The sequence below is a fragment of the Konateibacter massiliensis genome, assembly GCF_900184995.1.
Taxonomy (GTDB): domain Bacteria; phylum Bacillota; class Clostridia; order Lachnospirales; family Lachnospiraceae; genus Lachnotalea; species Lachnotalea massiliensis.
In genome coordinates this window covers 1,393,931-1,419,377 of sequence record NZ_LT860099.1, presented here as the reverse complement: position 1 = coordinate 1,419,377, position 25,447 = coordinate 1,393,931, and the positions used below count along the sequence as shown (strand labels likewise).

The 25,447-nt window shown below is 40.6% G+C and carries 27 protein-coding genes and 1 riboswitch; of the genes, 18 read left to right on the top strand and 9 right to left on the bottom strand.

The window, feature by feature from the left end; all coding sequences use genetic code 11:
- The first annotated feature begins 248 nt into the window (after window positions 1–248).
- The 4 genes from nudC (at window position 249) to CTY48_RS12340 (ending at window position 3,014) form a co-directional block, all read left to right on the top strand.
- Window positions 249–1,106 (top strand): NAD(+) diphosphatase, encoded by an 858-nt coding sequence (gene nudC / locus CTY48_RS12355; RefSeq protein ID WP_099468787.1) that lies wholly within the window; start codon window positions 249–251, stop codon window positions 1,104–1,106.
- Window positions 1,107–1,129: 23 nt separating this feature from the next.
- Window positions 1,130–2,047, top strand: coding sequence for an ArsR/SmtB family transcription factor (locus CTY48_RS12350; protein WP_099468786.1), 918 nt, complete (start codon window positions 1,130–1,132; stop codon window positions 2,045–2,047).
- Window positions 2,048–2,127: 80 nt separating this feature from the next.
- The gene (locus CTY48_RS12345; protein WP_099468785.1) at window positions 2,128–2,325 is read left to right on the top strand and encodes a small, acid-soluble spore protein, alpha/beta type; all 198 of its coding nucleotides are present in this window, start codon (window positions 2,128–2,130) and stop codon (window positions 2,323–2,325) included.
- An 83-nt stretch (window positions 2,326–2,408) separates the two neighbouring features.
- Window positions 2,409–3,014, top strand: a complete 606-nt coding sequence (locus tag CTY48_RS12340; RefSeq protein ID WP_099468784.1) for a hypothetical protein — start codon at window positions 2,409–2,411, stop codon at window positions 3,012–3,014.
- A gap of 70 nt (window positions 3,015–3,084) precedes the next feature.
- Here the strand turns inward: CTY48_RS12340 and CTY48_RS12335 are convergent, their stop codons facing one another.
- Window positions 3,085–4,305, bottom strand: a complete 1,221-nt coding sequence (locus tag CTY48_RS12335; RefSeq protein WP_099468783.1) for a 6-phosphofructokinase — start codon at window positions 4,303–4,305, stop codon at window positions 3,085–3,087.
- 280 nt (window positions 4,306–4,585) lie between these two features.
- Between CTY48_RS12335 and CTY48_RS12330 the strand changes: the two genes are divergently transcribed.
- Both CTY48_RS12330 and CTY48_RS12325 read left to right on the top strand, forming a co-directional pair.
- Window positions 4,586–5,509 (top strand): diacylglycerol/lipid kinase family protein, encoded by a 924-nt coding sequence (locus CTY48_RS12330; protein WP_099468782.1) that lies wholly within the window; start codon window positions 4,586–4,588, stop codon window positions 5,507–5,509.
- A 97-nt stretch (window positions 5,510–5,606) separates the two neighbouring features.
- Window positions 5,607–6,275 (top strand): phosphatase PAP2 family protein, encoded by a 669-nt coding sequence (locus CTY48_RS12325; protein WP_408609847.1) that lies wholly within the window; start codon window positions 5,607–5,609, stop codon window positions 6,273–6,275.
- 113 nt (window positions 6,276–6,388) lie between these two features.
- Here the strand turns inward: CTY48_RS12325 and CTY48_RS12320 are convergent, their stop codons facing one another.
- Window positions 6,389–7,405 (bottom strand): glycosyltransferase family 2 protein, encoded by a 1,017-nt coding sequence (locus CTY48_RS12320; RefSeq protein ID WP_099468781.1) that lies wholly within the window; start codon window positions 7,403–7,405, stop codon window positions 6,389–6,391.
- Window positions 7,406–7,573: 168 nt separating this feature from the next.
- A riboswitch (TPP riboswitch) is annotated at window positions 7,574–7,674 on the top strand.
- Window positions 7,675–7,710: 36 nt separating this feature from the next.
- Between CTY48_RS12320 and CTY48_RS12315 the strand changes: the two genes are divergently transcribed.
- Window positions 7,711–8,397, top strand: coding sequence for an energy-coupled thiamine transporter ThiT (locus CTY48_RS12315; protein ID WP_099468780.1), 687 nt, complete (start codon window positions 7,711–7,713; stop codon window positions 8,395–8,397).
- Window positions 8,398–8,463: 66 nt separating this feature from the next.
- Here CTY48_RS12315 and CTY48_RS12310 read toward each other — a convergent pair whose 3' ends face one another.
- The 3 genes from CTY48_RS12310 to CTY48_RS12300 all read right to left on the bottom strand — a co-directional run bounded on the left by CTY48_RS12310 (window position 8,464) and on the right by CTY48_RS12300 (window position 11,790).
- The gene (locus tag CTY48_RS12310; RefSeq protein WP_099468779.1) at window positions 8,464–9,114 is read right to left on the bottom strand and encodes an HAD family hydrolase; all 651 of its coding nucleotides are present in this window, start codon (window positions 9,112–9,114) and stop codon (window positions 8,464–8,466) included.
- A 1-nt stretch (window position 9,115) separates the two neighbouring features.
- Window positions 9,116–10,885, bottom strand: coding sequence for an arginine--tRNA ligase (gene argS / locus CTY48_RS12305; protein ID WP_099468778.1), 1,770 nt, complete (start codon window positions 10,883–10,885; stop codon window positions 9,116–9,118).
- Window positions 10,886–10,953: 68 nt separating this feature from the next.
- Window positions 10,954–11,790 carry an AraC family transcriptional regulator gene (locus CTY48_RS12300; protein ID WP_099468777.1) on the bottom strand — a complete coding sequence of 279 codons (837 nt, stop codon included), beginning with the start codon at window positions 11,788–11,790 and terminating at the stop codon, window positions 10,954–10,956.
- Between the two features lie 152 nt (window positions 11,791–11,942).
- Between CTY48_RS12300 and CTY48_RS12295 the strand changes: the two genes are divergently transcribed.
- Window positions 11,943–12,329, top strand: a complete 387-nt coding sequence (locus CTY48_RS12295) for a hypothetical protein (RefSeq protein ID WP_099468776.1) — start codon at window positions 11,943–11,945, stop codon at window positions 12,327–12,329.
- Between the two features lie 204 nt (window positions 12,330–12,533).
- Here the strand turns inward: CTY48_RS12295 and CTY48_RS12290 are convergent, their stop codons facing one another.
- Window positions 12,534–12,893: a hypothetical protein gene (locus CTY48_RS12290; RefSeq protein ID WP_099468775.1), complete on the bottom strand. Its 360-nt coding sequence runs from the start codon at window positions 12,891–12,893 to the stop codon at window positions 12,534–12,536.
- Window positions 12,894–13,191: 298 nt separating this feature from the next.
- On the opposite strand from CTY48_RS12290, the gene CTY48_RS12285 reads away from it, so the two are divergent.
- Both CTY48_RS12285 and CTY48_RS12280 read left to right on the top strand, forming a co-directional pair.
- Entirely contained in the window at window positions 13,192–14,685 is a 1,494-nt protein-coding gene (locus tag CTY48_RS12285) for a cohesin domain-containing protein (RefSeq protein ID WP_099468774.1), read from the top strand.
- A 72-nt stretch (window positions 14,686–14,757) separates the two neighbouring features.
- Window positions 14,758–15,633 (top strand): methionyl aminopeptidase, encoded by an 876-nt coding sequence (locus CTY48_RS12280; protein WP_099468773.1) that lies wholly within the window; start codon window positions 14,758–14,760, stop codon window positions 15,631–15,633.
- 150 nt (window positions 15,634–15,783) lie between these two features.
- Here the strand turns inward: CTY48_RS12280 and CTY48_RS12275 are convergent, their stop codons facing one another.
- Complete coding sequence (locus CTY48_RS12275; protein ID WP_236354914.1) at window positions 15,784–16,179, bottom strand: hypothetical protein; 396 nt, start codon at window positions 16,177–16,179, stop codon at window positions 15,784–15,786.
- Between the two features lie 117 nt (window positions 16,180–16,296).
- The gene (locus tag CTY48_RS12270; RefSeq protein ID WP_099468772.1) at window positions 16,297–17,298 is read right to left on the bottom strand and encodes an ABC transporter substrate-binding protein; all 1,002 of its coding nucleotides are present in this window, start codon (window positions 17,296–17,298) and stop codon (window positions 16,297–16,299) included.
- A gap of 139 nt (window positions 17,299–17,437) precedes the next feature.
- Between CTY48_RS12270 and CTY48_RS12265 the strand changes: the two genes are divergently transcribed.
- From CTY48_RS12265 to CTY48_RS12250, 4 genes are all read left to right on the top strand, one after another.
- Window positions 17,438–17,977, top strand: a complete 540-nt coding sequence (locus CTY48_RS12265; RefSeq protein ID WP_099468771.1) for a rubrerythrin family protein — start codon at window positions 17,438–17,440, stop codon at window positions 17,975–17,977.
- Between the two features lie 270 nt (window positions 17,978–18,247).
- Complete coding sequence (locus CTY48_RS12260; protein ID WP_099468770.1) at window positions 18,248–18,958, top strand: phosphatase; 711 nt, start codon at window positions 18,248–18,250, stop codon at window positions 18,956–18,958.
- Between the two features lie 79 nt (window positions 18,959–19,037).
- A complete protein-coding gene (locus tag CTY48_RS12255) occupies window positions 19,038–19,349 on the top strand; it encodes a YerC/YecD family TrpR-related protein (RefSeq protein WP_099468769.1) in 312 nt (103 codons plus the stop codon).
- A gap of 300 nt (window positions 19,350–19,649) precedes the next feature.
- The gene (locus CTY48_RS12250; protein WP_099468768.1) at window positions 19,650–20,057 is read left to right on the top strand and encodes a bacteriohemerythrin; all 408 of its coding nucleotides are present in this window, start codon (window positions 19,650–19,652) and stop codon (window positions 20,055–20,057) included.
- A 76-nt stretch (window positions 20,058–20,133) separates the two neighbouring features.
- Here CTY48_RS12250 and CTY48_RS12245 read toward each other — a convergent pair whose 3' ends face one another.
- Window positions 20,134–20,742, bottom strand: coding sequence for a DUF1836 domain-containing protein (locus CTY48_RS12245; RefSeq protein WP_099468767.1), 609 nt, complete (start codon window positions 20,740–20,742; stop codon window positions 20,134–20,136).
- A 146-nt stretch (window positions 20,743–20,888) separates the two neighbouring features.
- Here CTY48_RS12245 and CTY48_RS12240 point away from each other — a divergent pair, with 146 nt between their 5' ends.
- From CTY48_RS12240 to CTY48_RS12225, 4 genes are all read left to right on the top strand, one after another.
- Window positions 20,889–21,569 carry a PspA/IM30 family protein gene (locus tag CTY48_RS12240; protein ID WP_099468766.1) on the top strand — a complete coding sequence of 227 codons (681 nt, stop codon included), beginning with the start codon at window positions 20,889–20,891 and terminating at the stop codon, window positions 21,567–21,569.
- A gap of 118 nt (window positions 21,570–21,687) precedes the next feature.
- A complete protein-coding gene (locus CTY48_RS12235) occupies window positions 21,688–22,722 on the top strand; it encodes an SPFH domain-containing protein (RefSeq protein WP_099468765.1) in 1,035 nt (344 codons plus the stop codon).
- 49 nt (window positions 22,723–22,771) lie between these two features.
- The gene (gene pcrA / locus CTY48_RS12230) at window positions 22,772–24,979 is read left to right on the top strand and encodes a DNA helicase PcrA (protein ID WP_099468764.1); all 2,208 of its coding nucleotides are present in this window, start codon (window positions 22,772–22,774) and stop codon (window positions 24,977–24,979) included.
- A gap of 174 nt (window positions 24,980–25,153) precedes the next feature.
- Window positions 25,154–25,405 carry a DUF4366 domain-containing protein gene (locus tag CTY48_RS12225; RefSeq protein WP_099468763.1) on the top strand — a complete coding sequence of 84 codons (252 nt, stop codon included), beginning with the start codon at window positions 25,154–25,156 and terminating at the stop codon, window positions 25,403–25,405.
- Window positions 25,406–25,447 lie beyond the last annotated feature (42 nt).

Genomic DNA, 25,447 nt, shown 5'->3' with positions numbered 1-25,447 from the left:
TGTAATGTAGTGTAATAGACATGATGTTGGGGTCAAAAGGTATTTTGCGCCCTGATACCTACGGATTGTTACGCACTTTGTGCTCCCACAATCCTAAAAACATTCGAAATCCGCCCTATTCGGGCTACTTTCTCATGTTTTGCAGGTCCCAAAGTCATGTTTTTTCATGCCAGCATGAAAAACATGACCTTCTGACCTTGGTATCATAGACATTATATCATCAGATTATTCAGACAGGAGATATGGAAATGATTCAGGATATAGCACCACATATTTTTAGTAACCAATACGAGAATAAAAAGCCGTCTAAAAGCGACTATCTTCTTATATTCAAAGAGAACTCCATTTTGATAAAAAAGAACGAAGAGGGAATTGAGCTGCCGAAGGTCTCAGATTTTGAGGAGATACACGCGGGCAGGGAAGAAAATTACATCTATCTTTTCTCAATTGATACAGATAATTATTTTTACATACAAAACATTGAAATAGAGGAAAATGGACCATGGCAGTATGAAAATCTCCATGGCATTCGAATGGAGAAGCCAATGTGGAAGGTATATGCCGCTGCGGTGGGAGGTCAGCTTCGCCAGTGGTATGAAAACCATCAATACTGCGGAAGATGCGGCGGAAAAATGATTCGTCATAAGGCAGAGCGCGCCATGACATGTCATTCTTGCAAAAATATAGTGTATCCAAATCTAAGCCCGTCAGTAATTGTTGCAATCACGAATAAGGATAAAATTTTACTGACAAAATATGCCCACGGCATTTATAAAAACTATGCGTTGGTGGCAGGCTATACGGAGATTGGAGAAACGCTGGAAGAGACAGTCAGGCGTGAAGTGATGGAGGAGGTAGGCTTAAAGGTAAAGGATATCACCTACTATAAAACACAGCCATGGCCTTTTTCAGGCTCATTATTGGTCGGATATTTTGCGGAAATTGACGGGGAGGACACGGTAACGCTCCAAGAGAGTGAGCTGTCGGAGGCAACTTGGTTCAAGCGTGAGGATGTTCCGAAAACTACTTCCACAATCAGTCTTACAAATGAAATGATTGAGGTGTTTCGTGACAGAGATAAATTTGTAAGGATGCAGTGTTCATAATTTTAGGATAACGGGAGAAACAGATGGAGAAAAGAACTTTGGACCTGAACGATGAGGGATTGGTTTTAACAGCAAGAGCTTTGGCATCGGAAGTCAGGATTGATATATTAAAGCTTTTGTGTAAGGAGAGCCTAAAGGTAAATGAAATTGCGGAAAGGTTAGATATTCCGGCTTCCACGGCAGCCTTAAATGTAAAAGTGCTGGAGGAGGCAGGCTTAATTTACTGTGATTTGCAGCCGGGTATCAGAGGCTCTATGAAGGTGTGCTACAAACAGGTTGACGACCTGCATATCCGCTTGGATATGGAGGAGAGCATCAATGAGAAAACAGAGATGATCAGTATGCCAATCGGAAACTATGTGGATTATAAGGTTTCCCCGACCTGCGGTATTGTAAATGAAAAAGGACATATTGATGACGAAGATGAGCCAAGATGCTTTTACAATCCTGCCAGAACGACCGCAAAGCTCATCTGGTTTGGCGCAGGCTATGTGGAATATCGTTTTCCGAATGCAGCAATACAAAACCGTAAGGTGAAGCTTGCAGAGCTTTCCGTTGAGTTATGCTCCGAGGCATCCGATTATGATTTAAACTGCAAGTCCGACATTACGGTCTGGATTAACGGTATGGAGGCAGGAACATGGCAGTGCCCGAGTGATTTTGGAGGAAGAAGGGGAAAGCTAAATCCTGATTGGTGGCCGGATAAAAATACTCAGTACGGACAGCTTAAGGCATGGCAGCTTACAAAGGCAGGAACCTTCATTGATACAGAGAAGATAAGTGAGAGGGCAATAAACGACTATCGTTTGGCAGATAACCCTTATATATCAGTGAAAATAGGAATCAAGGAGGATGCCGAACATATCGGCGGCGTAAATATTTTCGGTGATTCCTTTGGAGATTATCCGCAAAATATTGTATTAAAGCTGGATTATGAATAAGCTTTTTGCGGAATAAAAATTGAATAAATTACTGAAAAACGGCGATACTCCTAGTAGCAGAAGCGAAAGGAGTATTTTTTATGAGCAAAACGGAGAAGAAAATTGATTTGAACCATATAGCACCGGAGGATAAAATGAAGTATGAGATTGCGGAGGAGCTGGGGCTGCTGGACAGAGTGTTAGAGGATGGCTGGAAAAGTCTTTCGGCAAAAGAGACAGGTCGAATCGGTGGTATCATGAATCGGAAAAGACACCTTGAGCAAAAAAAAGAGGGATAACCTTACGATTTTCTGAAAAAGGTTATGTTTTTGATATTTATGACGATATGAACTATGAAGTTATGTAAGGGAGAGGATGAGTTATGAATATCAATATTGACGCCAGAAGCTTTTATTCAAAGCATAATCCGGATAATCAAAATGGTCTGTCAAGTACAAATGCTGTATCAATCGGCGGTACAGTTACCGGCACTTCTGCAAAAAGCAGTCAGACCGTGAAATTGGAGAGAGTATCCCTGTTTGATCAAATGAAAGCAGGAAGCAAGAAAAAAATGTCTCCTGAAATCATTGCGAGAAAGATTGCGTGCGGAAAAAGTGTAACGAAAGAAGAGATGCAATATCTAAAAGAAAAAAGTCCTGATATGTACCGGAAAGCGGTAAATGCTAACAGGATAAGGGAGAATCTGGAGCGAGCATTAAAATCGGCGAAGTCAGATACGGAAAAGGCAAATGCGATTGCAGCGGCATCGGCAGAGGCAAGCGTTCTTGCTTCAGCAGATACGTCAGGGCAATCAGGTGGAGAGGTTTCCACAGGCGCAGGACTTTATACGGATGCCATCCAGGCAGCAATACAAAATTCAAGTTCCAAAAATCTTAACAAGAAGATGGAGGAATATATAAAATCAAGTGAGATAGGGCAGTCATACGATGACCTTGAGCTAAATAGTTTTGACGAAATTGTAAAATAGTTAATTTTAAAACAGCAGGAGCACTCGGAAGGTGTCCCTGCTGTTTTGAATGATATGCATTCTTTCCTATTTATTTACGGTAAGCAAACAAAGGCAGGCCGTCTTTATGAGGGATGGTTACATTTCCCTGAATCAAAGGGCGTACATAGGAGAGAAATTCCTCACCGATATCGGTCTGATTTTTGGTAATCCATTCCTTTGGCACCTTTTTTTCTTGATTGCACACCTGATTGACATCTACCAAATCAAGTGTCAGTTCATAAGGTGTATCAGATATTCTCTTAAATGCCACCATTTTTCCGGTTTCGCCCTTCAAAACGGATTGTACGCCTGTCTGTCCGGCTAATGCCGCCTCATTTAAATCAGTTTCAGATAAAAGAGCAGAAGAGCAACGCTGTACGACATTTAACTCAACGGAGCGCACCTTGATGTTAAGACGCTGTTTTACAAGCTCCTCCAAATATTTGCCGCAGCCTGCCAGCATCTTGTGCCCGAAGCTGTCAACACCCGCACAGCCATCCTTCTCGCAGATAAAAGTGCCTGAGGCATCGTGAAGCCCCTCGGATACGCATACAACAAGATTTTTCTTCGTTTGCAGATGATGATCAAGCTCCTTTAAAAAGTCTTCTTCGTCAAAGTTGGATTCCGGAAGATAAATAAGCACTGGGTTGTCCTGCTCAAACTTTCGGGCAAGGACGGAAGCAGCAGTCAGCCATCCGGCATGGCGTCCCATAATTTCCACAATGGTAACGGACTTGGCATCGTAGATAGAAGCATCAATAGCTATCTCTCTCACGCAGGAGGCAACGAATTTCGCGGCACTTCCAAAGCCCGGGGTATGGTCAGTGCATACCAGGTCGTTGTCAATTGTCTTTGGAATTCCCAGAATACGGACAGAACTTTGAATCGATTCTGCGTATCGAGAGAGCTTGCTCACGGTATCCATTGAGTCATTTCCGCCAATATAGAGAAAATAACCGATATTCAGCTTCTCAAATTCCTGAAAAAGCTTTGGGTAAACCTCATTCTCCAAATCAGCCGGAAGCTTATAGCGGCAGGAGCCAAGATAAGCCCCGGGTGTTGTCTGAATAACCTTCAATTCTTCATCGGAAAACTGTCCGGTAATCGGAATAACCTTTCCCTTCAAAAATCCTTCAATTCCGTTTTCCATGCCGTAAACAGTCTCAATGGAATCGGTAGATTTCAATGCCTCCGCAATAACGCCATACAAGCTGGAATTAATAACAGCAGTCGGTCCGCCGGACTGCCCTACAATTAAATTTTTTTTCATACAATTTTCCTCATAAATATCTTTCTTACATTTCGTTTATAGTATTCTTGTTCTATTAAATAATATACCATAAATACTAAGCTCGTGAAACACCTCGCTAAGGATTTAGGTATTATATCTTGCTAAGCTCGAAAGTACCTCGCTAAGCGCGATTATTATACCATAAATACTAAGCTCGTGGAATACCTCATTAAATTTACTTCCAATCTTTAACCAGTTGACCGAAAAAGCAGAAAATGCTACTATTAAAAAAGGAGCGAATGAAGGAGGAACAAGGAGTATGCTGCATTTTATTGTCAATTTACATTCAAAATCGGGTTATGCAAGAGTAATATGGGGAAAAATCGAGGAGGTTTTGCAGGAACAGGGGACCGCATATGAGACGTATTTTACGGAATACAAAGGACATGCGACCAAAATAGCGGAAGACCTCACTTTTACAGAGCAAAATATAAGAATTGTCGTGTTGGGCGGAGACGGAACAGTAAATGAGGTTGTAGAGGGGATTGGGGATTTTGAACATGTAATCCTCGGCTATATTCCGACCGGCTCAAGCAATGATTTGGCGAGAAGCCTGGGGCTTCCGACAGATCCAAAGAAGGCAATTTTAAATATATTAAGTCCGAAATATTTTATTCAAATGGATATCGGAGAGGTAAGAACAAAAAAAGGGAAAAGAAGATTTGTTGTGAGCAACGGAATTGGTCTTGATGCTTCTATTTGTGAGGAGGCACTGGATTCTAAAATAAAGAAGGTTTTAAATACATTAAAGCTTGGCAAACTGACTTATGTATTGATTGCATTGAAGCAAATTCTGTTATTTCAAATGCCAAGTTCAGAAATTTTAATTGACGGAAAGCAAAAAAGAAGCTATAAAGGAATATATTTCATATCCTCGCATATACATAAATATGAGGGGGGTGGGCTGATGATCTGCCCAAAAGCCAGTTATAATGATGGAAAAATAGATGTTTGTGTGGTGAAGAACCTCAAAAAGCTGAAATTGCTTTGCCTTCTGCCGTCAGCCTATTTTGGAAAACACACAAAATCTCGTGGGGTGGACATGATACGCTGCAATGAAATAACAATCAAGACCTCCAGAAAAATGAATGTTCATACGGATGGTGAAAGTATGGGAATGCAAAATGAGATTTCGGTTCATACTTTGAATGAGAAGCTTACGATTATAGCAAGAAATGTTTAAGACTTTGTAAACTTGAGAGTAAGTGGTTGTTTCTGTAAAAACAGTGTGCTATAATCCAGATTAGGGTGAAATTCCATTCTTTGAAAGGTTGGTATTTATGAATTTGAAGGAGTTTTTGAAGAAATATAAACATGCAGTGACCTGGGCTTATGCAGGCATTTATTTGCCGTGGTTTTTCTGGCTGGAAAGACGGAGTGTAAAAAGCTATCACGTTATCCATATGGATATTGACGACAAAATTCCTTTTAATGAGGTATTTATCGTTCCTTATTTATTATGGTTTGGATATGTAGCAGCCACTTTTTTATTTTTCTTTTTCAATGATATAAAGAGCTATCACAAGATGTGTTTGTTTTTATTTTCAGGTATGACCATATTTTTGATTATATCTACGGTGTATCCTAACGGGCATTTGCTGCGTCCGGTAACCTTTGCGCGTGATAATATATTTACGCAGGCAGTCGCCGGATTATATAAGGCAGATACTCCTACAAACCTGTTTCCAAGTATCCACGTTTATAATTCCATCGGTACTCACCTTGCGATTATAAAAAGTGAGAGACTGAACAAGAAGAAAGGACTTTGTACGGCGTCCTTTGTCTTGATGATGCTGATTATCATGTCGACAGTGCTACTCAAACAGCATTCGATATTTGATATGATTACGGCGTTTATTATGGCGGGAATTGCCTATGTTCTTGTTTACCATAACGATTGGGTATTCTCCAATGATAAGGAGAATGAATACCAGAGAACGTTATCTTAAGAAATGTGACGAGAGGAAGCGGATAGCTGATTTGCTCGTTTGAGATAATAAAAAAAGTGGCTGTTGCAATCGCGACAGCCACTTTTTATGAAAAGAAAAGACTCTTATTTCATTTAATTAAATCCAAAAAACTTTTGCGTGAGCTTGTAACCGGCAATGGACATCTTACGTCCCCCTTTGCCCGGAAGATTTACATAGCGTCCGAGCAGACCGAAGCGAAGCTTATAGTAGAGGTGTCGGTTCTGTTTTTTTAAGTAGCGCCAGAGCTCTTGCTTCTTCTCAAAATTCTCATCTGTACCGGAACGGATTAAGAGAACAGAGGAGATTGTTGTGATAATCTCGATGTAACTAATCATGTATTTGCGAAGCTTTCGATCAGTCAGCTTAAACAAATCATAGGAATCAATCATCAGCTTGTTTACCAAAATCTGTTGATCGATACGTCCGATCATAACGCTCTCATGTACGGATTGGTCATCTCGTCCGATAAAATAACGGTAGAAATTCACATTCAGATAATACATCGTCTTTACAAATGGAAGAGGCTGGTATACAAACAGATTATCCACATAAAACGTATGCTTTGGCAGCTCCAGTCCGCAGTCAATCAAAAGCTGGGTGCGGTAGATTACGGAGTGCATTAGGATATACTGTCCTCTGTGAAGATGCTTTACCTCGTTCCATGTAAAAATTTTATTCTGTGGAAAGGCACTCTTATAGCTCATGACCTTTTTATGAGTCGCACCCTGTTTTTCGTAGACGAAATTGCTGATCAGCATATCCAGTGCTTGATTTCCTCGTACGATATTTCGAAGAGTCTCAAGAATTTTAAAGTAGGCCTGATCATTTACCCAGTCGTCACTGTCAACTACCTTAAAATAGAGTCCGGTAGCATTTTTGATTCCTGTATTTACAGCCTCACCATGTCCGCCGTTTGGCTGGTGAATTGCCTTTATAATAGTGGGATGAGCCTTGGCATATTCATTCGCAATATCAGCCGTCTGATCGGATGAACCGTCATTTACGATAATGATTTCAACATCTTCTCCGCCAAGCAGCAGTGAGTCGATACAAGTTCTCATATAGTTTTGTGAATTATAGCAAGGAATTGCAATAGATAAAAGCTTCAAAATAGTTTCCCTCCTTGTAATGGAACATTCTGTAATTTTCATTACCCCATAGTATTATAAACTCTTTTGCCGGAGAATGAAAGGGTGAAATTTCTTAAAGAATCATTAAGGGGTTATTGACAATTACCCAAAATCAAAGTATAGTAGGGGTGAAACAATTACATAGCATTTTAATGCTAGGGGAGCCTTTGGCTGAGATAGTACATTTGTACGGACCCTCATGACTTGAACCGGGTAATACCGGCGTAAGGAAGCAATACCAAAGTACGCCCCTCCAAGTTCATTTACTTAAGGAGGATTTTTTTATGTCATTTTTTGTAACAAAGGTAGTAGCAGACGGAGATGTTACCTATTCCATTACAAGTGCAGGTTATGTGCTGCTGATTCTTGTAATAGCAGCACTTATCATTGCAGCAGGTTTTATCGGAAAGAAGGAGCAAACGAGACGGATTAATACCAAATCTATGGTATTTGCAGGGCTTGCAATGGCACTCGCGATTGTAACCTCAAATATCAAATTTTTGAAACTTCCGATGGGCGGCTCCATCACACTGATGAGTATGCTCTTTATCTGCCTGATTGGATACTGGTACGGCTTGAAAATCGGTTTTATGACAAGTATTGCCTATGCATTTTTGCAGCTTATCATTGACCCTTATATTATCAGCCTTCCGCAGATGCTTTTGGATTATATGTTTGCATTCGGAGCACTTGGGCTTTCCGGTCTGTTTTCCAATAAAAAGCACGGACTGTTGAAAGGCTACGCAGTGGGCGTAATCGGACGCTACATCTGCTCGGTTTTGTCCGGCGTCATTTTCTTTGGAATGTATGCGCCTGAAACGATGTCACCGCTTGCCTATTCTCTGGCATACAACGGTATGACAATCGGAGCTGAGGGTGTTTTGACACTGATTATTATAGCCATTCCGCCGGTGGCACATGCATTTACTTATATAAAAGGTTTTGCAGTGGATGAGAAGGTTTTGGTTTAGGTTATAAAGAGAAGTATTTAAGAAGAGAAAATAAGGCAGCTATCCGTGATGGGTAGCTGCCTTATTTTAAATATCAGATGAGAGTCTTTCTGCTAAAAACTCCCTCACGTCCTCCACACTCTCAAAAACATAAGGAGAATTTTCCAGCCGAAGATTTTCCACATTGCTCACTTCCTGCCAAGCAGCAGAAAGGCAAGTAATCCCGATACTTTTGCAAGCGGTAACATCTGTGATGGCATCGCCGATATATAAAAATTCGTCTTTTGCCAGCGCGTATTTATCAATCAAAAGCTGCATATTTTCAGCCTTATTGTGGGCGTGGTCGTTGCCGCACAGCACGTCTGAAAAAGCGTTATCAAGTTCAAGCTTTTGAAGGGTCATGTGACAGCTTTTTTCTCCCTTGCCAGTAATCAGGGAAACTGTGATGCCTTTTTCTTTTAAAAAGCCAATAAGCTCGGGAATACCGGAAAAGCAAGAGGTACACATGTAATGGAATTCTTCATAGTAAGTGTAAAAATCTTGCAAAGCGTCTTCCCAATTTTTTTCTATAATGGCTTTTATCATTCCCGTTTCATTCAGGCCAAAGGTACGAAAGATTTCTTCGTCACTCAATTCATGGCCCGCATAAGGAGAAACCGCTTTGCGGAAAGCATGAGTGCAGAGCGAAAGAGAATCACATATTGTTCCGTCAAGGTCAAAGGCAATCAGTTTAATCATGTTACATCCTTTCCGGTGCTCCAAAACCGAGCAAATCAATGCTTGTTTCAAGAACATCTCTGGTTAGGGTCAGAAGCTTAATCCAGCCGGCTTTAGTCACTTCATTTTCCTCAGACAAAATTTTTGTCTCATGGTAGAAGCGGTTCAGCGCATTTGCCAAATCATAGGTATAGGAACAAATCTTATGCGGCGCAATTTCCTCAAAGCTTGCCTCGACTACGCTGTTAAGCTTTGTAAGCTCGAGCATAAGTGTTTTTTCTACGTCTGTCTTGGCAGGATTGATGGCTGCCTGACTCAAATCGCCGCCGTTTTCTGCATATTTTGCAAGAATGGATTTGATGCGGACAATCGTGTATAAAATATATGGACCGGTATCTCCTTCGAAGGAGGTAAAGCGGTCAACATCAAAGACATAATCCTTGGAAGCCTGATTGGACAAATCACCGTATTTTATAGCAGACAGTGCAATCATTTTTGCGGTAGCGCGTGCTTCCTCCTCTGAGATTGTCTCCTTGTTCTCTGTAATCTTTTTGTACATTTCCTCATTGATGCTGGTGATAAGGTTTTCCAGACGCATAACGCCGCCTTCTCTTGTCTTAAACGGTTTTCCGTCCTTTCCATTCATTGTGCCGAAGCCGAGAAACTTCAGGGAGGTGTTTTCTCCTATCAGCTTTGTCTTTTTCGCACAGCGGAATACCTGCTCAAAATATAACTCCTGACGTTTATCTACGACATAGATGATCTCGTCCGGGTTAAACAGCTTCATACGCTCCACAATGGTAGCTAAATCAGTTGTGTTATAAAGGGAAGCACCGTCGGATTTTAAAATCATACACGGGGGAATTTCCTTCGTATCCGTTTCTTCCTTAACATCCACGACAAGCGCACCATTGCTGAGGTAGGCGTAATTGTTGTCCTTTAAATATGTTACCATGTCAGGAATGTATGGCTGAGCATCGGATTCGCCCTTCCACAAATCAAAGGACACATTTAAGTTTGCATAGTTTTTCTTTAAATCCGTCACGGAAACATCTAAAATGTGCTTTAAAAGTGCCTGATAGCCGCGGCGTCCGTTTTGCAGCAGGAAGGTTGCCTGCATGGCCTCTTCCTTGTAAGCATCATCCTCCTTGGACTTTGCGCTGGCAGCAGGATAGATTTCTTCAAGCTCCGCTATGGTAAAAGGCGGCGCTGGCGGATAATCACCCTCGAAGGATTCGTCAAAATAGGAAAGCTCCGGTTTGCGTACTTTTAATTCTGTGATAATAAGTCCCATCTGAAGTCCCCAGTCACCCAAGTGAACATCCCCAATTACGTTATGTCCGACAAATCTACCGATGCGCTTAATGCTTTCGCCGATAACCGCAGAGCGAAGATGACCGACATGGAGCGGTTTTGCAACGTTAGGTCCGCCGTAGTCGATGATGATGGTCTTTGGATTTGCTGCTTTTTCACAGCCAAGACGCTCATCTTCTGTGAGCTTATTTAAATATCCCGCAAGAAAATCGGAGGAGAGCTTTAAATTGATAAAGCCCGGCATAGCGGTTTCCTTCATCTCAAAGAGAGTGCTCTCGGACAGCTTTTCCAGTACTTCGTTGGCAATCATAATAGGTGCCTTCTTATACTCCTTAGCGGCAGCCAAAGCACCATTGCACTGGTATTCGCAAAGATCAGGGCGGTTGGAGAGAGTAACGCGGGCGTATTTTTCATTATATCCACAATTGACAAAAGCCTGAATAAGCTCTTGCTCAATGATATCAAGTATTTTTTTCATGTTTTCCTCCTAAAATAATTCACACATATTTCTATCCCTCCTATTATAATACGAAATAATTCAAATTACTAGGAGATTTCGCTAGGAGCCTTGTGAAATAGTTTTTTAAAGGCACGCAAATAGCTGGAATAATCGTTAAAGCCGCTTTGCTCAGCCGCTTTTAGTACCGGAACACCGTTTTGAATGAGATGATAGGAGTGCATCAGCCGCTTTTGTAAAATATAATTGTGAAGAGTAAAGCCTGTTTCCTTTTTAAATTTGTGCATCAGATAGTATTTGCTTAAGAAAAATGCCTCGGACAAGTATTCGATGGACAATTCCTCTGTGATATGCTCATTAATATAATTTAAGATTTCCTCTATCTGCTTATCGGATTTGAGCGAGTCATCACTTTTTAAATATAGACTTCCAAGGAAAATCCGGTTTAGATACACCATAAACTGAATAAAAAGCGCATGGCTCATCAGATTGCTTCCGAATTCCTCCGATTGCAGAGAAAGCTCCAGCTCTTTAATAATTGATTTCAGCCTGTTTTGAAATTTTGTATCAAGGCGAATCAGATTAAAGCTTCGTTCGTCTGCTAGCTTAAAGCAGGTGGTGATATCCGAGGATCTGTCGTTTTGTGAGGCTATGTAGTCGTTGTCAATCCACAGGATAATGCGCTCATATTCTTGAGTAGAGTCAATAATCGGCTTGTGGATATCGTGGTGGTTGACAAGCAGAATATCCCAAGGCTTTAAATAATAAGCCTTTCCTTCAATAAAATAGGTGACATTTCCCTTTAAAAAGATAATAATTTTATCAAAATCATGATAGTGGAAATCAAATTCCTTGCTTGTTTTATCTTTTAAATGAAACAGTTTGAATTTCTGGTCTAAATACCCTGTTCGTTTTTGCTTATCCATAAGAATCCTCTCTGTTATTGTATTTCATGACAGTTATGATAAGTATATAGCACTTTTTGCAAGGTATCAAGCAATAATTTCACTATAAATGGTTTTGATATTGTATATAATTATAGTAAAGAAAAGATTAGTTAAGGAAGGGAAGAGATGATATGGAAATAACAATGATGGAATATAAGAAAACAGAAGATGATTTTGCTCCGATTTATACGGAAGCCTTTATGTGTGAAGGAAGTCTCTACAACGCTTCCTATATACCTACGGATGATTCGGCGGCAACGATTATGCTGGAAAAGGTAATCAAATATCCGAACGATAAAATATATTACAAGAATAAAATAAATATGATTTTTATTACAGTGGTAAATTCGGGAAAAATAAGAATCGAGTCGCAGACGGAGGAAGAAAAGCTCTATGAAACTGCACTGGCTTGTGCCACAGCAGCTTATCGGTTTAATTTAGTGAAAAACTACTTATCAGTAGAGGCACCAGGCCTTGAAAACTCTATCCCGATGCATATTAACTCAAGCAACCGGTAACAGCAGACAGCTACCCTCTACCAAGGATTGTCTGTTCGTATACAAATGTGCCTCGGCACATTCGCGCGCGCATGCAGTCGGCATAGCCGGCATATCTATTTTGCATGAGTGCGCATTTTCTTATGTCGCAGGAGTTCATTTGGATTTTCTGTGATACAAAAATGGAAAGAACTTTTCGTTCTTTCCATTTTTTTTATGTCCATTTTAATGTCCGTCATAAAGTTTGACAAATTCTTTTTCTTCTATATCCTTGGAATCGAATTCATCGCGATTGTTTAAATCAGAGAAGTCAAAAAAATCCACACTGTCTATTGGAACATCGCCTTCTTTTAGCTGAAGAAGATAATCTCCGATATTTTGCACATAGGCTGGTTTGCCAGAAAGGTGGTTGCCGTGGTCTATTGTTTTCAGTAACACTTTGCCAAAGATTGTTTCAACGATAACTTCATTGTCAGGTTTTTTATTATTGAAAATAAAATTTGCGATATTTTTTACGCTATTTTCAAAATAAAAACAAATCTGTTCATCAGCACGTTTTACAAATCCTCTTAATAATTCTTCCATAATGACCTCCGTTACAAATGTCAACTGTCTGTTTTTAGCACCCATAAAAGGCATTATAGCACAAACTTTTTGTGACGTAAATTGATATTTTACGCAATTTTTACAAGAAAAAAATCGATTTTTCTATAAAATTGTACGATTCTTGGAAAAATATATTATATAAATTTAGTATGTTCAAAATGGTAAAAATAAGTTATAATCAAACGGTTAGTGTTAGTTTGGGGTGTGAGGTTATGAAAAATATGTTTGCAAAAATAAAACATTACGTGGGCGAAGCAGCCCTATAGTGGAGGAAAAAATGAAAGCATTTCAAAAATTGATTGTAATAGCTTTGGCATGTCTGCTGATTGTGCCACTTGCAAAGACGACAGCGTATGCTGCGACCGGGACGATTTCTTTGTCAGACCCGACCGCACAGGCAGGTGAAAGTGTTGCAGTTACCGTAAAAGTTACAGCAACAGGAAGCGACACGATTAAATCCGTAGATATGGAATTAAGCTACGATAAAGAAGCTTTGGAATTTGAAAACAGCACATCAGCAACGGGTGACAGCGGAACGATCAAGCTGTCGGGTACAGCAGATTCTGCTATTAAGACTTTTACATTGAATTTTAAGGCACTGAAAAGCTCAACCAGCAGTATTAAAATTACGAGCTATGATGTGAAAGACAGTAATGATGCGGCAATAGAGATGAGCAAGGTAGGCTCCTCAACCGTAACGATATCCGGTGACGGAGCGGCTCTTGACAGCACGGAAAGCGTGGAAGCAGAGGGCGAAACAGCCGAACAGACCGATGTACAGACAGAGGAAGAGAAAATTGTGACTCCGCCCGGAAAAAATGTTGAGGTAGAGATTGCTGGTACGCCATTTTATGCCTGCAAGATTACACAGGACATTATTCCGGAAGGTTTTGAATATATAGGATATATGTATAATGGTGTTGCAGTGGATGCGGTTATGAAGGATAGCATAATCTTGTTCTATTTAAACCAGAAAGGTGAAGCGCCATATGTTTTCTATGTATATGATGCGGAGACAGATGGATTTTCTGTTTATGCGCCGGTTACGCCGTATTTTGAGTATGTTGTGGTAAGCCTTGAGGAAGGTGTTACAATTCCGGACGGCTTTGCGGAGACAGAGGTGTCGGTCGGCGGTGTGGCAGTGACGGCATGGCAGTCCAGCGAAAGTTCTGAATTTTACCTTTTATATTTAATGAATTCAGAGGGGACGAAAGGACTTTATCGCTATGATGTTGTAGAGAAGACAGTTCAGAGATATTATAATATTGCAACGGGTGAAACGCTGGAAACGGCTGATTCCTATCAGACTATGTATGCAGAGCTTAACAGTAAATACAACGCGGATATACAGGGCAGAATGAAGCTTGTCTATGCGCTTATCATAATAAGCGTAATCCTTTTATTTGCTGTGATTAATCTTATTTTCCGCCTGTCTGATAAAAGACATGCTGCTCTGGATGACGAAGAGGATTTTGATGAGGAAGAAAAGAGCTTCAGTGAGGATGACTCGGATTATGGTATCATAGGTCAAGATGACGATGAGGATTATGAAGACGATTACGAAGACGACTACGAGGAAAAGCTGAGCAGAAAAGAAAAGAAAGAGTTAAAGAAGGCTGCAAAGCTTGAAAAAAAAGAACAAGCAAAAAAAGAGAAAGTGAAAAAAGCACAGAAGTATGAGGAGGAAGAAGAGCTGGAAAATAGCGAGGACGATTTTGACGACTCGGATGACTTTGAAATGCAGATTTTTGACTTGGACGACAAAAAATAATTTACGAAGTGCCGCCAGCGGCACTTCGTTTTATATCATAGGAAATCAAAATAAAGTAAAGAAGGAATGAATATGTTACACAAACTAGGAAGAAACGATATGTGCTGGTGCGACAGCGGGAAAAAGTATAAGCAATGCCATGAGGGGTTTGACGAGAAACTGCTGGCAGCAGACAGACAAGGTCATATGATACCCAGCCACGATATGATAAAAACGCCAGAACAGCTTGAGAGAATGAGAGAGAGCAGCAAGATTAATGTGGCGGTACTGGACTATGTGGGCAAGAACATTAGGGCGGGCATGTCAACCGAAGAGATTGACAGACTTGTCCATGAAAAGACAACGCAGATGGGAGGGATCGCCGCACCGCTTAATTATGACGGCTATCCAAAGAGTGTGTGCGTTTCCATCAATGAGGTAGTATGTCACGGCATACCGTCTGAGGATATAATATTGAAGGAGGGAGATATCGTAAATGTCGATGTTTCCACTATTTATAACGGCTATTTCTCCGATTCCTCCAGAATGTATTTAATCGGTGAGGTAAGCGAGGAAAAGAAAAGGCTTGTTGAGGTGGCAAAAGAGTGTGTCTATTTGGGACTGGAGCAGGTAAAGCCGTGGGGCTTTTTAGGTGATGTAGCACAGGCAATCAATGACCATGCACAAGCAAACGGCTACTCTGTTGTAAGAGAAATCGGCGGTCATGCAATCGGTTTGGAATTCCATGAGGACCCGTGGGTCAGCTATGTAATCCCGAAAAATACCGGTATGATGATGGCACCGGGCATGGTATTTACAATTGAACCGATGATAAACATGGGAAAAGCTGATATCTATATAGATGAAACCGATGACTGGACGGTATATACAAAGGACAATCAACCGTCGGCACAGTGGGAGATTATGGTGCTTGTGACGGAAACCGGTTATGAAGTGATGGCGGATTAAGAATGTGCAAAGCACATTCTCGGTGCCGAGCGGGTTGCGTAGCAGTGGCTTCCGCTTCGCGAGGTGCGCATTTTGGCACGAAGTGCCTTTTTTACATACCCGGAAATTCCTGCGAATTTCTGGGTATAATAAATAAGCACAGCTGAATTGTTAGCTGTGCTTAATAAATTCATTCCTGCATTTCGGGCAGGTAATAGAAATTTTCCCTTTTCCGCGGGGAACGCGAATCTTTTGTTTACAGGATGGGCATTTATAAATATGATAATGCATACGTTGCTTTGAATTTTGTTTAAAACGGTTAAGGTTTTGAAACCAGACCGAAGAATATTTTAAGAAAAGCTGATTTTCTCTGTAACGTTGACTGTGATTGCGGGACAACATACGAATATAGCAAATCACAATAAGCAGAACGCAAATCGAATTTAAAACAGTGCTTCGAATCAAAAATGAAAAAAACATAAGCACGCAGTCAAACATTAAAATAAAACGACTCAATTCGTCTACACCATATCTTCCAACCATGTATTGTCTTATTTTTTCCTTCATGTATAGTATACTCCTTTCAGCCTTAGCTTGCTTAACTGTATATACAATATACTATTTCTGAACAAAGAATACAATATATAAAGTGTGAAATATATATGTAGATACTGTGTATAAGCGCTATTTTGCTTTTTCGGAGAAAGTATTGTCTACCAAAGCTTCATAAGGAGCGTACTCCTCCAACTGACCAGCCTCTTGTAAAATATTCTGGAGCAGCATAAAGCTGTCTTCTTCGAATACAAGATTATCTTTCCATGTATCCTGCTCATAATACCTCGTTACAATGGCGGTAATGGTATCTAAGTCTGTTTCCTTAAATTGTGGCTGAATGACCTTTGCAATTTCTTCCGGGGAATGTTCTGCGACGTAATCCATACCTTTTTGAAGAGCGTTGACAAAGCTTTGAATTGTCTCAGCGTTCTCGGAGATATAGCTGGTCTTTGCGCAGTAAGCCGTATACGGAACGTAGCCGCTGCTTTCGCCCAAGGAAGCCACAACATAGCCGTCACCTTCCTGCTCTAAGGCAGTAGCAGATGGTTCAAACTCAACGGAGTAATCGCCCTGTCCGCCTGAAAATGCGGCAGCGGTCGAACCAAAATCGATATTTTGGACAATGGTCAAGTCTGCGGCAGGATCAATTCCATTCTTTTTCAAAATGTATTCAAAAACCATCTGAGGCATTCCGCCTTTTCTTCCCCCTAGTACAGTTGAGCCTTTTATCATGGACCAGTCAAAATTTTCAATTTGCTCTCTTGAAATTAAAAAGTTGCCGGCACGCTGCGTCAATTGTGCAAAGTTTACGGCATAGTCAGTTGCACCTTCGCTGTAAGCATAAATGGATGCCTCCGAACCCATAAAACCGATATCAGCTTCACCGCTTAATACGGCAGTCATCGTTTTGTCAGCGCCAAAACCGGTTACGAGTGTTACATTCAGTCCTTCATCCTCAAAGTAGCCGTTTTCGATTGCGACATATTGCGGGGCATAGAAGATAGAATGTGCCACCTCGTTTAACGTGATGTCCTTTGCGGCACCCGAAGAAGTTTTGCCCCCACCGCAGCCTGCAATCATACTTATGCAGAGTATAAGAGCAAAAATCATATACCATTTTCTTTTTTTCATAAATTCCTCCTTTTTTGATAGTACTACATCATATGGAAAAAAATTATATTTGTGCATGACCACCCATAATGCGGAAAAAAGATGAAAATAATCACAACATCATGCATAGAATAGAAGGAATAGAAAATGGAGTGATCAAATGGATTTTCCTGATAGTCAGACATATAAAAATCTACTTGCCGCGTTGGACAGGGAACGAAATAACAGTGTAAATTACCACATATACGGAAATCTGGCAAGACGGGAGGGTTTCATACAAATAGGGGATATTTTTGAGGAAACGGCGCACAACGAACAGGAGCATGCAGTTATGTGGATGCGAGAACTCAACGGAGGAAATTTAAATGACACGTTGACAAATCTAAAATCTGCAGCTGCAGTTGAAAATTATGAATGGACTATAATGTACAAGGATTTTGCCAGAGTGGCGAGAGAGGAAGGATATGAAGAGATTTCCAGACTGTTTGAGGGAGTCGGATTAATCGAAAAGCATCATGATTATCGTTTTTCGAGGCTGGCATCCAACGTAGAAAACGGCAGGGTATTTTGCAAGGACAGGGAAACGGTATGGATTTGTATTAATTGCGGAAATGTTTACTGGGGTGACTGCGCTCCGGAGATATGCCCAATCTGCTTCTATCCACAGGGATATTACGAGATTAATTGCGAAAATTATTGAGGAAAATGGTTACAGTTTAGCTTCTGATGCAGCGAGGTACACTTTGTGAGCAAAATCACAGAAAATCTAAGTTTTGTAGGCCGGAAATACTGTGTAACAGTATTTCTGTGGGTAAAGTGTTGCTATGAAGCCAAAGGCTGAATAGTAACGCTGCCTTCAAAACGCATGGCGGAATGTCTTGAAATATTATATAGTTTCATATATAATATATAGGTTAAATAAATGGAAGATGTACTTGAGTGAAAGACATTTACGGAGGCAGTGTAAGATATGAAATACGTGTTAGATTCCCACTCTCATACTTTAGCAAGCGGACATGCCTACAACACCATTCGGGAGATGGCTTGTGCGGCGAAGGAAAAGGGATTGGAGCTTTTGGCAATCACGGAGCATGCACCCCAGATGCCGGGGACCTGCCATGATTTCTACTTTAGCAATCTGAAGGTAGTAAACAGGCAGATGTGCGGTGTGGAGCTACTTTTGGGCGTGGAATTAAATATATTGGATACAGACGGAAATATAGATTTGTCAGAGGATTTGTTAAAGCAGATGGACATTGTAATAGCCAGCATGCATACGCCTTGTTATGCCTTGGGGACAATGGAAGAAAATACAAGGGCATATTTAAACGTAATGAAGAATCCTTATGTGAATATCATCGGGCATCCTGATGACAGCAGATATCCGGTTGACATGGAAGCGCTTGTGCTCGGAGCGAAGAAGCATGGCGTTCTTCTGGAGTTGAATAACAGTTCCTTAAATCCGATGGGTGCCAGACAGAATGCAAGAGGAAATGATATTGAGATGCTGGAGCTGTGCAAGAAACATGGCGTGTCTATTGTGATTGGAAGCGATGCCCATACAGACAGTGATGTGGGAAGACATGACCTTGCGTTGGAGTTGATTGAAGAGCTTAATTTCCCGGAGGAGCTTATTGTAAATCGGTCTGTGGACGAGCTTAAAAAATACCTAAAGAGCTAGGTTAAACTGGACTTTAGAACTTTAATGTGTTAAGATACAAGTAATTCTCGTATAGACCATATGAAGAGGAGGACTGGATATGGGGAAGACAATAAGAACAAAAGCAGTTGATCATTTGTTTCAGGCTATACTGAGCCTTGAAAATGCAGAAGAATGTTATACCTTTTTCGAGGACGTATGTACCATCAATGAGCTGCTGTCGTTGTCTCAGCGTTTTGAAGTGGCAAGAATGTTAAGAGAGCATAGAACCTATTTGGAGATTGCTGAGAAGACCGGTGCATCCACTGCTACAATCAGCCGCGTCAATCGTTCCTTAAATTATGGAAATGACGGGTATGATATGGTTTTTTCAAGAATTGAAATCGAAGAGGAAGCAGAAACAGAAGAGTAATCGGCATGTTTCGTAATGAATAAGGGATACTGACACCGTTCCAAGCTTGGGAGGTGTTTTTCGTATCATAGAAAATTATTGCGGATTTTTTATGGTACAAAAATATGATACGCATCTTGCAAAAAAAGCAGCCAAGTCCCTCATGGGTGAGGGAGGCGGGAGTTCAATGGACTTGTGCGTTTTTTAGGCATACCTCGCGGAGTGGAAGTAGTTGCTACGCAACCCGCTTAGGTGCGGAGAATGTGCTCTGCACATTCTTTGTTCAGACAGAAAAATAGTTCATACAAAGGAGAAGGAAACATGTACGAAATGAAGGACGAATACTACATAGGTGTGGAAGAAATTGACAGTCAGCATAAAGGCTTGTTTGATTTGGCAGATGAGGCATATATGCTTTTGAAGGATGACTTTATCGTAGATAAGTTTGATGATATTGTAGCTCTTATTGTTCGATTAAAGGAGTATGCAGTACAGCATTTTGAAGATGAAGAAGCTTATATGCTGAGCATCGGCTATAAGAAATTTTTATCTCACAAGGCAGAACATATAGAATTTATCAACAAAGTGGAAAGTATTGATTTTGATAATATGGACCGCAATCAGCTTGAGGCGTTGGTAGATATTTTGGAATTCTTGAACGACTGGCTCATTCACCACATTCTGGAAAAGGATAAAACAATTGTAGATCCGCAAAATAGAAGCAATTAAAATAAAACTTCATTTTATCATTAAGCCATAGTCTTATGATAAAATGAAGTTTTTTATATGCTAGAAATATTCGATTCTAGGCTTTCTTACCGGAACTATCATCCGAAAGCTGATCAATTATTTTCTCTATAAGCTGTTTTTTCGTGTAGACGTCAAAGCTCAGCATACAGATAAAGGAAAATAAAGTTAAAAATTCACGATCGTCCTTGGAAGCTTCCTCGAAGGTCTTCTGGGACATATTGAATTTATCTACGATATCCTGCTTAAGCACATCAACCTGATTTGCTTCGAAGCCAAATACCTCCAGATAAATATCCTGCATACTAAGCGCAGAGTCGGAAGAAAAATATTTTTCAGACAAAGGCTTCAGAAGACTTTGGATATCGCTGATGGATAAAATATTTTTAAAATAATAAATATAAATAAGCATAAAAATATGCTCTTTGGAATATTTTTTCTTCACCGGAGGAGGCAGAAGGTTGTTTTTTGCATAGTTATTAATCATTGTCTTCGTTAAGACCTTGTCCTCCTGATGGCGCTTGGAAGCCTTTAAATGCGAATCCATAAAGGTCGTAACCTGATCCATGTACAGCTCGATATTCGGTATCTCATCGGGCTTAATATAATCTATTCTAGATAGACTCTCTAAAATACTATTTAGTAAATCATCACGGTCTATTGTCATTTCAATCACCTCGTATACATTATATAGTATTGAAAACTAGATGACAAGTACTTTCGCAAAAGATTAGACACAGAAGAAAAAGTATAATATAATACTATATAGCAAGCAAAATTTACTTATCATGTGAAGTTCAGGAGGAAATAATTATGGCAGGTATTTTAAAAAGATTTAGTGACATTATGTCAGCGAACATTAACGCATTGCTGGATAAGGCAGAGGACCCGGCAAAGATGATTGATCAATACCTCAGAAATCTGGAAAGTGATTTGGGTAAAGTAAAGGCTGAAACGGCTGCTATTATGGCAGAAGAGACAAGGGCAAAGAGAGAGCTTGACGAATGCAGCGGCGAGGTAGAAAAGCTGCAAAAATATGCAGAAAAGGCAGTGTTAGCTGGCAATGATGAAGATGCGAAGACATTCTTGACGAAAAAGGCACAGAAAGTGCAGAAGCAGACAGAAATGCAAAAGGTATACGACGTTGCGGCAGCAAATGCTTCTAAGATGAGAACTATGCATGATAAGCTGGTGAGCGATATCAACGACCTAAATGCAAGAAAAGATGCGATTAAGGCAAAGGTTGCAGTGGCAAAGACGCAGGAAAGATTAAATGAGATTGGCTCGAGTATTCAGGGAGCAACAAACAGTATTTCTGCTTTTGACAGAATGGAAGCGAAGGCAGACCGCATGTTGGATCAGGCAAACGCAATGGCGGAGCTTAACGGCGAAAGCAGGGATGAGACAAAAGACCTGATGAACAAATATGACGGTCAGGCAGACAGTGCGGTAGAGGATGAATTAGCAGCACTAAAGGCAAAAATGGGAATTTAAGTTATAACAGGGAAACTGCGTAGAATACCTTGTTTTACATAATAGGAAGTCTAAAATAGGGCTGGCAGAAACAAAAATAGTTTCTGCTGGTCATATCTAGTTAGTACAGGAGGCATATATGGGAATATTTGGCGGACAGTTATCGAATGTCGTAGAATGGGAAGAGTACAGAGACGACATCATTTTTTGGAAATGGGACAATAAAGAAATTAAAAAAGGCAGTAAGCTTATCATACGTCAGGGGCAGGACGCTATTTTTATGTACAACGGTAAAGTAGAAGGCATTTTTACCGATGAGGGAAGGTTTGACATGGAAACGCAAATTATTCCGTTCCTCTCTACATTAGCAGGTTTTCGCTTTGGATTTAACAGTGGAGTACGTGCAGAAGTGCTGTTTATTAATACAAAGGAATTTACGATAAATTGGGGGACGAAAAATGCAATTAATATTCCGGCGCAGGGACTTCCGGGCGGAATGCCAATTCGTGCATTTGGAAATTTTAACTGTAAGGTGACGGACCATAGTGCTCTGATTGATAAAATAGCAGGTGTTAAAAAGCAGTTTTCTGTGGATGACATAAGAGAGCGTGTTGTTGCCGTATTGAATCAGCTTTTGATGAAATGGATTATGAAGAGGGGAAGGGATATGTTCCATTTGCAGGCAGATGCCTATGAAATTTCCAAAGGAATTATGGAAGATTTGGATATGGAAATGTGCAAAATAGGTATCGGTATCACAGGATTTGCAATTGAGAGTTTTTCCTATCCGGATGAAATACAAAAGATGGCAGAAAAAGCAGCCTCCCAAAGCATGATGGGCGACATGGGAAAATATACGCAGTTTGCTATGGCAGACAGCATGGGAAAAGGGCAAGGCAACGGTTCCACAATCGCAGGCGATATGATGAATATGCAGATGGGAATGATGATGGGACAGCAGATGATGAACCAGATGAACCAAGTATTTGCCGAGTTGGATAAGGTGCAGCAAGACCTGCAAGAAAATGGAACAGGTACGTGGAAGAGCAGCAGTACTACTACATATCATAACAGTACACAGTCCGACCAAGAAATCCCTAATTTCTGTCCGAACTGTGGGGCAAAGACAAGCGGAGCAAATTTCTGCTCCAATTGCGGAACAAAATTGAATTAATGAAACAAATGGATAGGCGGGTATATCTGCGTATTCACAGGAGGCAAAGATGAGTATATATGATACCCTTAATACACAGCAGAAGGAAGCCGTTTTTCAGACCGAAGGACCGGTGCTGATACTTGCGGGAGCAGGCTCGGGTAAAACAAGAGTTTTGACACACAGAATAGCTTATTTAATAGAAGAAAAGGGAATTAATCCGTGGAATATCATGGCGATTACCTTTACAAATAAAGCGGCAGGAGAGATGAGAGAGAGGGTTGATTCCCTCGTGGGCTTTGGCTCAGAGAGTATCTGGGTCAGCACCTTTCACTCTACCTGTGTGAGAGTTTTGAGAAGATACATCGACCGTCTGGGCTATGACAATAATTTTACCATATACGATGCAGATGACCAGAAGACGATTATGAAGGAAGTGTGCAAGCACTTGGATATCGACACGAAAATTTATAAGGAAAAGATGCTCCTTGGGGCAATTTCCAAGGCAAAGGATGAGCTTATCGGTCCGATACAGTTTCGGCTTCAGGTACAGGGTGACTATTCCAGAGAAAAAATCGCAAAGGTGTATGAGGAGTACCAAAAAAGGTTAAAAAATAACAATGCATTGGATTTTGATGACTTGATTGCAAAAACAGTGGAATTGTTTCAGGATAACCCGGATGTTCTGGATTACTATCAAGAGAGATTTAAATACATCATGGTCGATGAGTATCAGGACACCAACACGGCACAGTTTCAGCTGATCAGCGTGCTTGCCTCCAAGTATAAGAATTTATGCGTGGTAGGTGATGACGATCAGTCCATCTATAAATTCCGTGGAGCCAACATCAGTAATATCCTTGATTTTGAGAAGGTGTACAGCAATGCAAAGGTCATAAAACTGGAGCAGAATTATCGATCGACGCAGAATATTTTGAATGCGGCAAATGGAGTCATACATAACAATCTGGGCAGAAAAGATAAAAAACTCTGGACGGACAATGCGGATGGTGAAAAAATCGGCTACAAGCAATTTATGAACGGCTACGAAGAAGCAGAATATATCGCCGGCGACATTGCAAAGAAGGTTGCAGACGGCGAATACGAATATAACGATTGTGCAATACTATACCGAACGAATGCACAGTCCAGAACATTTGAAGAAAAATTTATTTTGGCAAATATTCCATATAAAATTGTCGGCGGCATTAACTTCTATTCCAGAAAAGAAATTAAGGATTTGCTTGCCTATTTAAAAACAATTGACAATGCAAGGGACGACCTTTCCGTGAGAAGAATTATTAATGTTCCAAAGCGCGGAATCGGTGCGACAACGCTCACAAGGATACAGGACTTTGCTCTTGAGCATGAGATGACCTTCTATGATGCCTGCCGTGCGGCGGAGGAAATACCGACTCTCGGAAAAAGTGCGGTAAAAATTAAGCCTTTCGTGAACTTTATTCAGGTGCTTAGAAGTAAGCTGGGGTTCTTGTCTGTATCGGAGATTATGAATGAAATCATTGAGGAAACAGGTTATGTAAAGGAGCTTGAGGCTGAAAATGATGAAGAAGCAAGGGCAAGAATTGAAAACATTGATGAATTGATCAGTAAGATTGTAACCTATGAGGAATCAACGGATGAACCGACGTTAAGCGGATTTTTGGAGGAAGTGGCTCTTGTGGCGGACATCGATAATTTGGACGAGGAGAGCAATCATGTTGTTTTGATGACGCTGCACAGTGCAAAGGGTTTGGAGTTTCCGAATGTTTATCTGGCAGGAATGGAGGATGGAATATTTCCAAGCTACATGACGATAACCTCAGATGACCCGACAGAGGTTGAGGAAGAGCGGAGACTCTGTTATGTAGGCATCACAAGGGCGAGGGAGCATTTGACCATGACTTGTGCCAAACAGCGCATGATTAGAGGCGAAACGCAATATAATAAAGTATCTAGATTTATGAAGGAAATTCCGAATGATCTGATTGACACGAAGGTAGCGGAGGAAAAAATCCAAGAGCTTCCAACGTCCAATATTTACCGGCAGGCAAAGAGTTCTTTCCAGACAAAAGTGTTTGAGCCTAAAATGTTTGAGGTGAAAAAGGCAGAAGGCTTGAGTTATGGCATAGGAGATACTGTGCGGCACATTAAGTTTGGAAGCGGTGTTGTGACTGCAATCGTGGAAGGCGGCAGGGATTACGAGGTCACAGTCAACTTTGAAATAGCCGGAGTGAAGAAGATGTTTGCTTCGTTTGCGAAGCTGAAAAAGGCTGAGTAAGAGAAAACTTGCGATTTATATTTCATATATTATAGTAAAATGAGTGAAATAATGGTATAATAAATAAAGTGAGAATTGGTTTTTGAAAAAGGGTTAAACTTATTTGGAAATAAAGTTTTAATAATGAAAATGAATGTATCAAAATGATGCAAATTGAGAAAGGGCGTGCAGATTATGGGTAAGCTTGATGAATTGTTAAGTATGTCAAAGGTTAATGAACTATTGAGAAAGCAGGAAGAAGAGAAGAAATGCAAAAACACGATTCTCTGGGTGTTTGCGATTATCGGTGCGGTTGCAGCCGTAGCTGGAATTGCTTATGCCGCTTATAAGTTCTTTACACCGGATTACTTAGAAGACTTCGAGGACGATTTCGAAGATGATTTTGATGATGACTTTTTTGACGAAGAGGAAGAAGAAGTAGAATAATTTAGCTGCTTAAAGCTGCAAAAAAATATGGCGGTTCAGAAA

What these genes read in the sequence shown, in the direction of transcription:
- nudC (WP_099468787.1), top strand. Translation starts at nt 249, where the DNA reads ATGATTCAGGATATAGCACCACATATTTTTAGTAACCAATACGAGAAT.
- CTY48_RS12350 (WP_099468786.1), top strand. Translation starts at nt 1,130, where the DNA reads ATGGAGAAAAGAACTTTGGACCTGAACGATGAGGGATTGGTTTTAACA.
- CTY48_RS12345 (WP_099468785.1), top strand. Translation starts at nt 2,128, where the DNA reads ATGAGCAAAACGGAGAAGAAAATTGATTTGAACCATATAGCACCGGAG.
- CTY48_RS12340 (WP_099468784.1), top strand. Translation starts at nt 2,409, where the DNA reads ATGAATATCAATATTGACGCCAGAAGCTTTTATTCAAAGCATAATCCG.
- CTY48_RS12335 (WP_099468783.1), bottom strand. Translation starts at nt 4,305, where the DNA reads ATGAAAAAAAATTTAATTGTAGGGCAGTCCGGCGGACCGACTGCTGTT.
- CTY48_RS12330 (WP_099468782.1), top strand. Translation starts at nt 4,586, where the DNA reads ATGCTGCATTTTATTGTCAATTTACATTCAAAATCGGGTTATGCAAGA.
- CTY48_RS12325 (WP_408609847.1), top strand. Translation starts at nt 5,607, where the DNA reads ATGAATTTGAAGGAGTTTTTGAAGAAATATAAACATGCAGTGACCTGG.
- CTY48_RS12315 (WP_099468780.1), top strand. Translation starts at nt 7,711, where the DNA reads ATGTCATTTTTTGTAACAAAGGTAGTAGCAGACGGAGATGTTACCTAT.
- CTY48_RS12310 (WP_099468779.1), bottom strand. Translation starts at nt 9,114, where the DNA reads ATGATTAAACTGATTGCCTTTGACCTTGACGGAACAATATGTGATTCT.
- argS (WP_099468778.1), bottom strand. Translation starts at nt 10,885, where the DNA reads ATGAAAAAAATACTTGATATCATTGAGCAAGAGCTTATTCAGGCTTTT.
- CTY48_RS12300 (WP_099468777.1), bottom strand. Translation starts at nt 11,790, where the DNA reads ATGGATAAGCAAAAACGAACAGGGTATTTAGACCAGAAATTCAAACTG.
- CTY48_RS12295 (WP_099468776.1), top strand. Translation starts at nt 11,943, where the DNA reads ATGGAAATAACAATGATGGAATATAAGAAAACAGAAGATGATTTTGCT.
- CTY48_RS12290 (WP_099468775.1), bottom strand. Translation starts at nt 12,893, where the DNA reads ATGGAAGAATTATTAAGAGGATTTGTAAAACGTGCTGATGAACAGATT.
- CTY48_RS12285 (WP_099468774.1), top strand. Translation starts at nt 13,192, where the DNA reads ATGAAAGCATTTCAAAAATTGATTGTAATAGCTTTGGCATGTCTGCTG.
- CTY48_RS12280 (WP_099468773.1), top strand. Translation starts at nt 14,758, where the DNA reads ATGTTACACAAACTAGGAAGAAACGATATGTGCTGGTGCGACAGCGGG.
- CTY48_RS12275 (WP_236354914.1), bottom strand. Translation starts at nt 16,179, where the DNA reads ATGAAGGAAAAAATAAGACAATACATGGTTGGAAGATATGGTGTAGAC.
- CTY48_RS12270 (WP_099468772.1), bottom strand. Translation starts at nt 17,298, where the DNA reads ATGAAAAAAAGAAAATGGTATATGATTTTTGCTCTTATACTCTGCATA.
- CTY48_RS12265 (WP_099468771.1), top strand. Translation starts at nt 17,438, where the DNA reads ATGGATTTTCCTGATAGTCAGACATATAAAAATCTACTTGCCGCGTTG.
- CTY48_RS12260 (WP_099468770.1), top strand. Translation starts at nt 18,248, where the DNA reads ATGAAATACGTGTTAGATTCCCACTCTCATACTTTAGCAAGCGGACAT.
- CTY48_RS12255 (WP_099468769.1), top strand. Translation starts at nt 19,038, where the DNA reads ATGGGGAAGACAATAAGAACAAAAGCAGTTGATCATTTGTTTCAGGCT.
- CTY48_RS12250 (WP_099468768.1), top strand. Translation starts at nt 19,650, where the DNA reads ATGTACGAAATGAAGGACGAATACTACATAGGTGTGGAAGAAATTGAC.
- CTY48_RS12245 (WP_099468767.1), bottom strand. Translation starts at nt 20,742, where the DNA reads ATGACAATAGACCGTGATGATTTACTAAATAGTATTTTAGAGAGTCTA.
- CTY48_RS12240 (WP_099468766.1), top strand. Translation starts at nt 20,889, where the DNA reads ATGGCAGGTATTTTAAAAAGATTTAGTGACATTATGTCAGCGAACATT.
- CTY48_RS12235 (WP_099468765.1), top strand. Translation starts at nt 21,688, where the DNA reads ATGGGAATATTTGGCGGACAGTTATCGAATGTCGTAGAATGGGAAGAG.
- pcrA (WP_099468764.1), top strand. Translation starts at nt 22,772, where the DNA reads ATGAGTATATATGATACCCTTAATACACAGCAGAAGGAAGCCGTTTTT.
- CTY48_RS12225 (WP_099468763.1), top strand. Translation starts at nt 25,154, where the DNA reads ATGGGTAAGCTTGATGAATTGTTAAGTATGTCAAAGGTTAATGAACTA.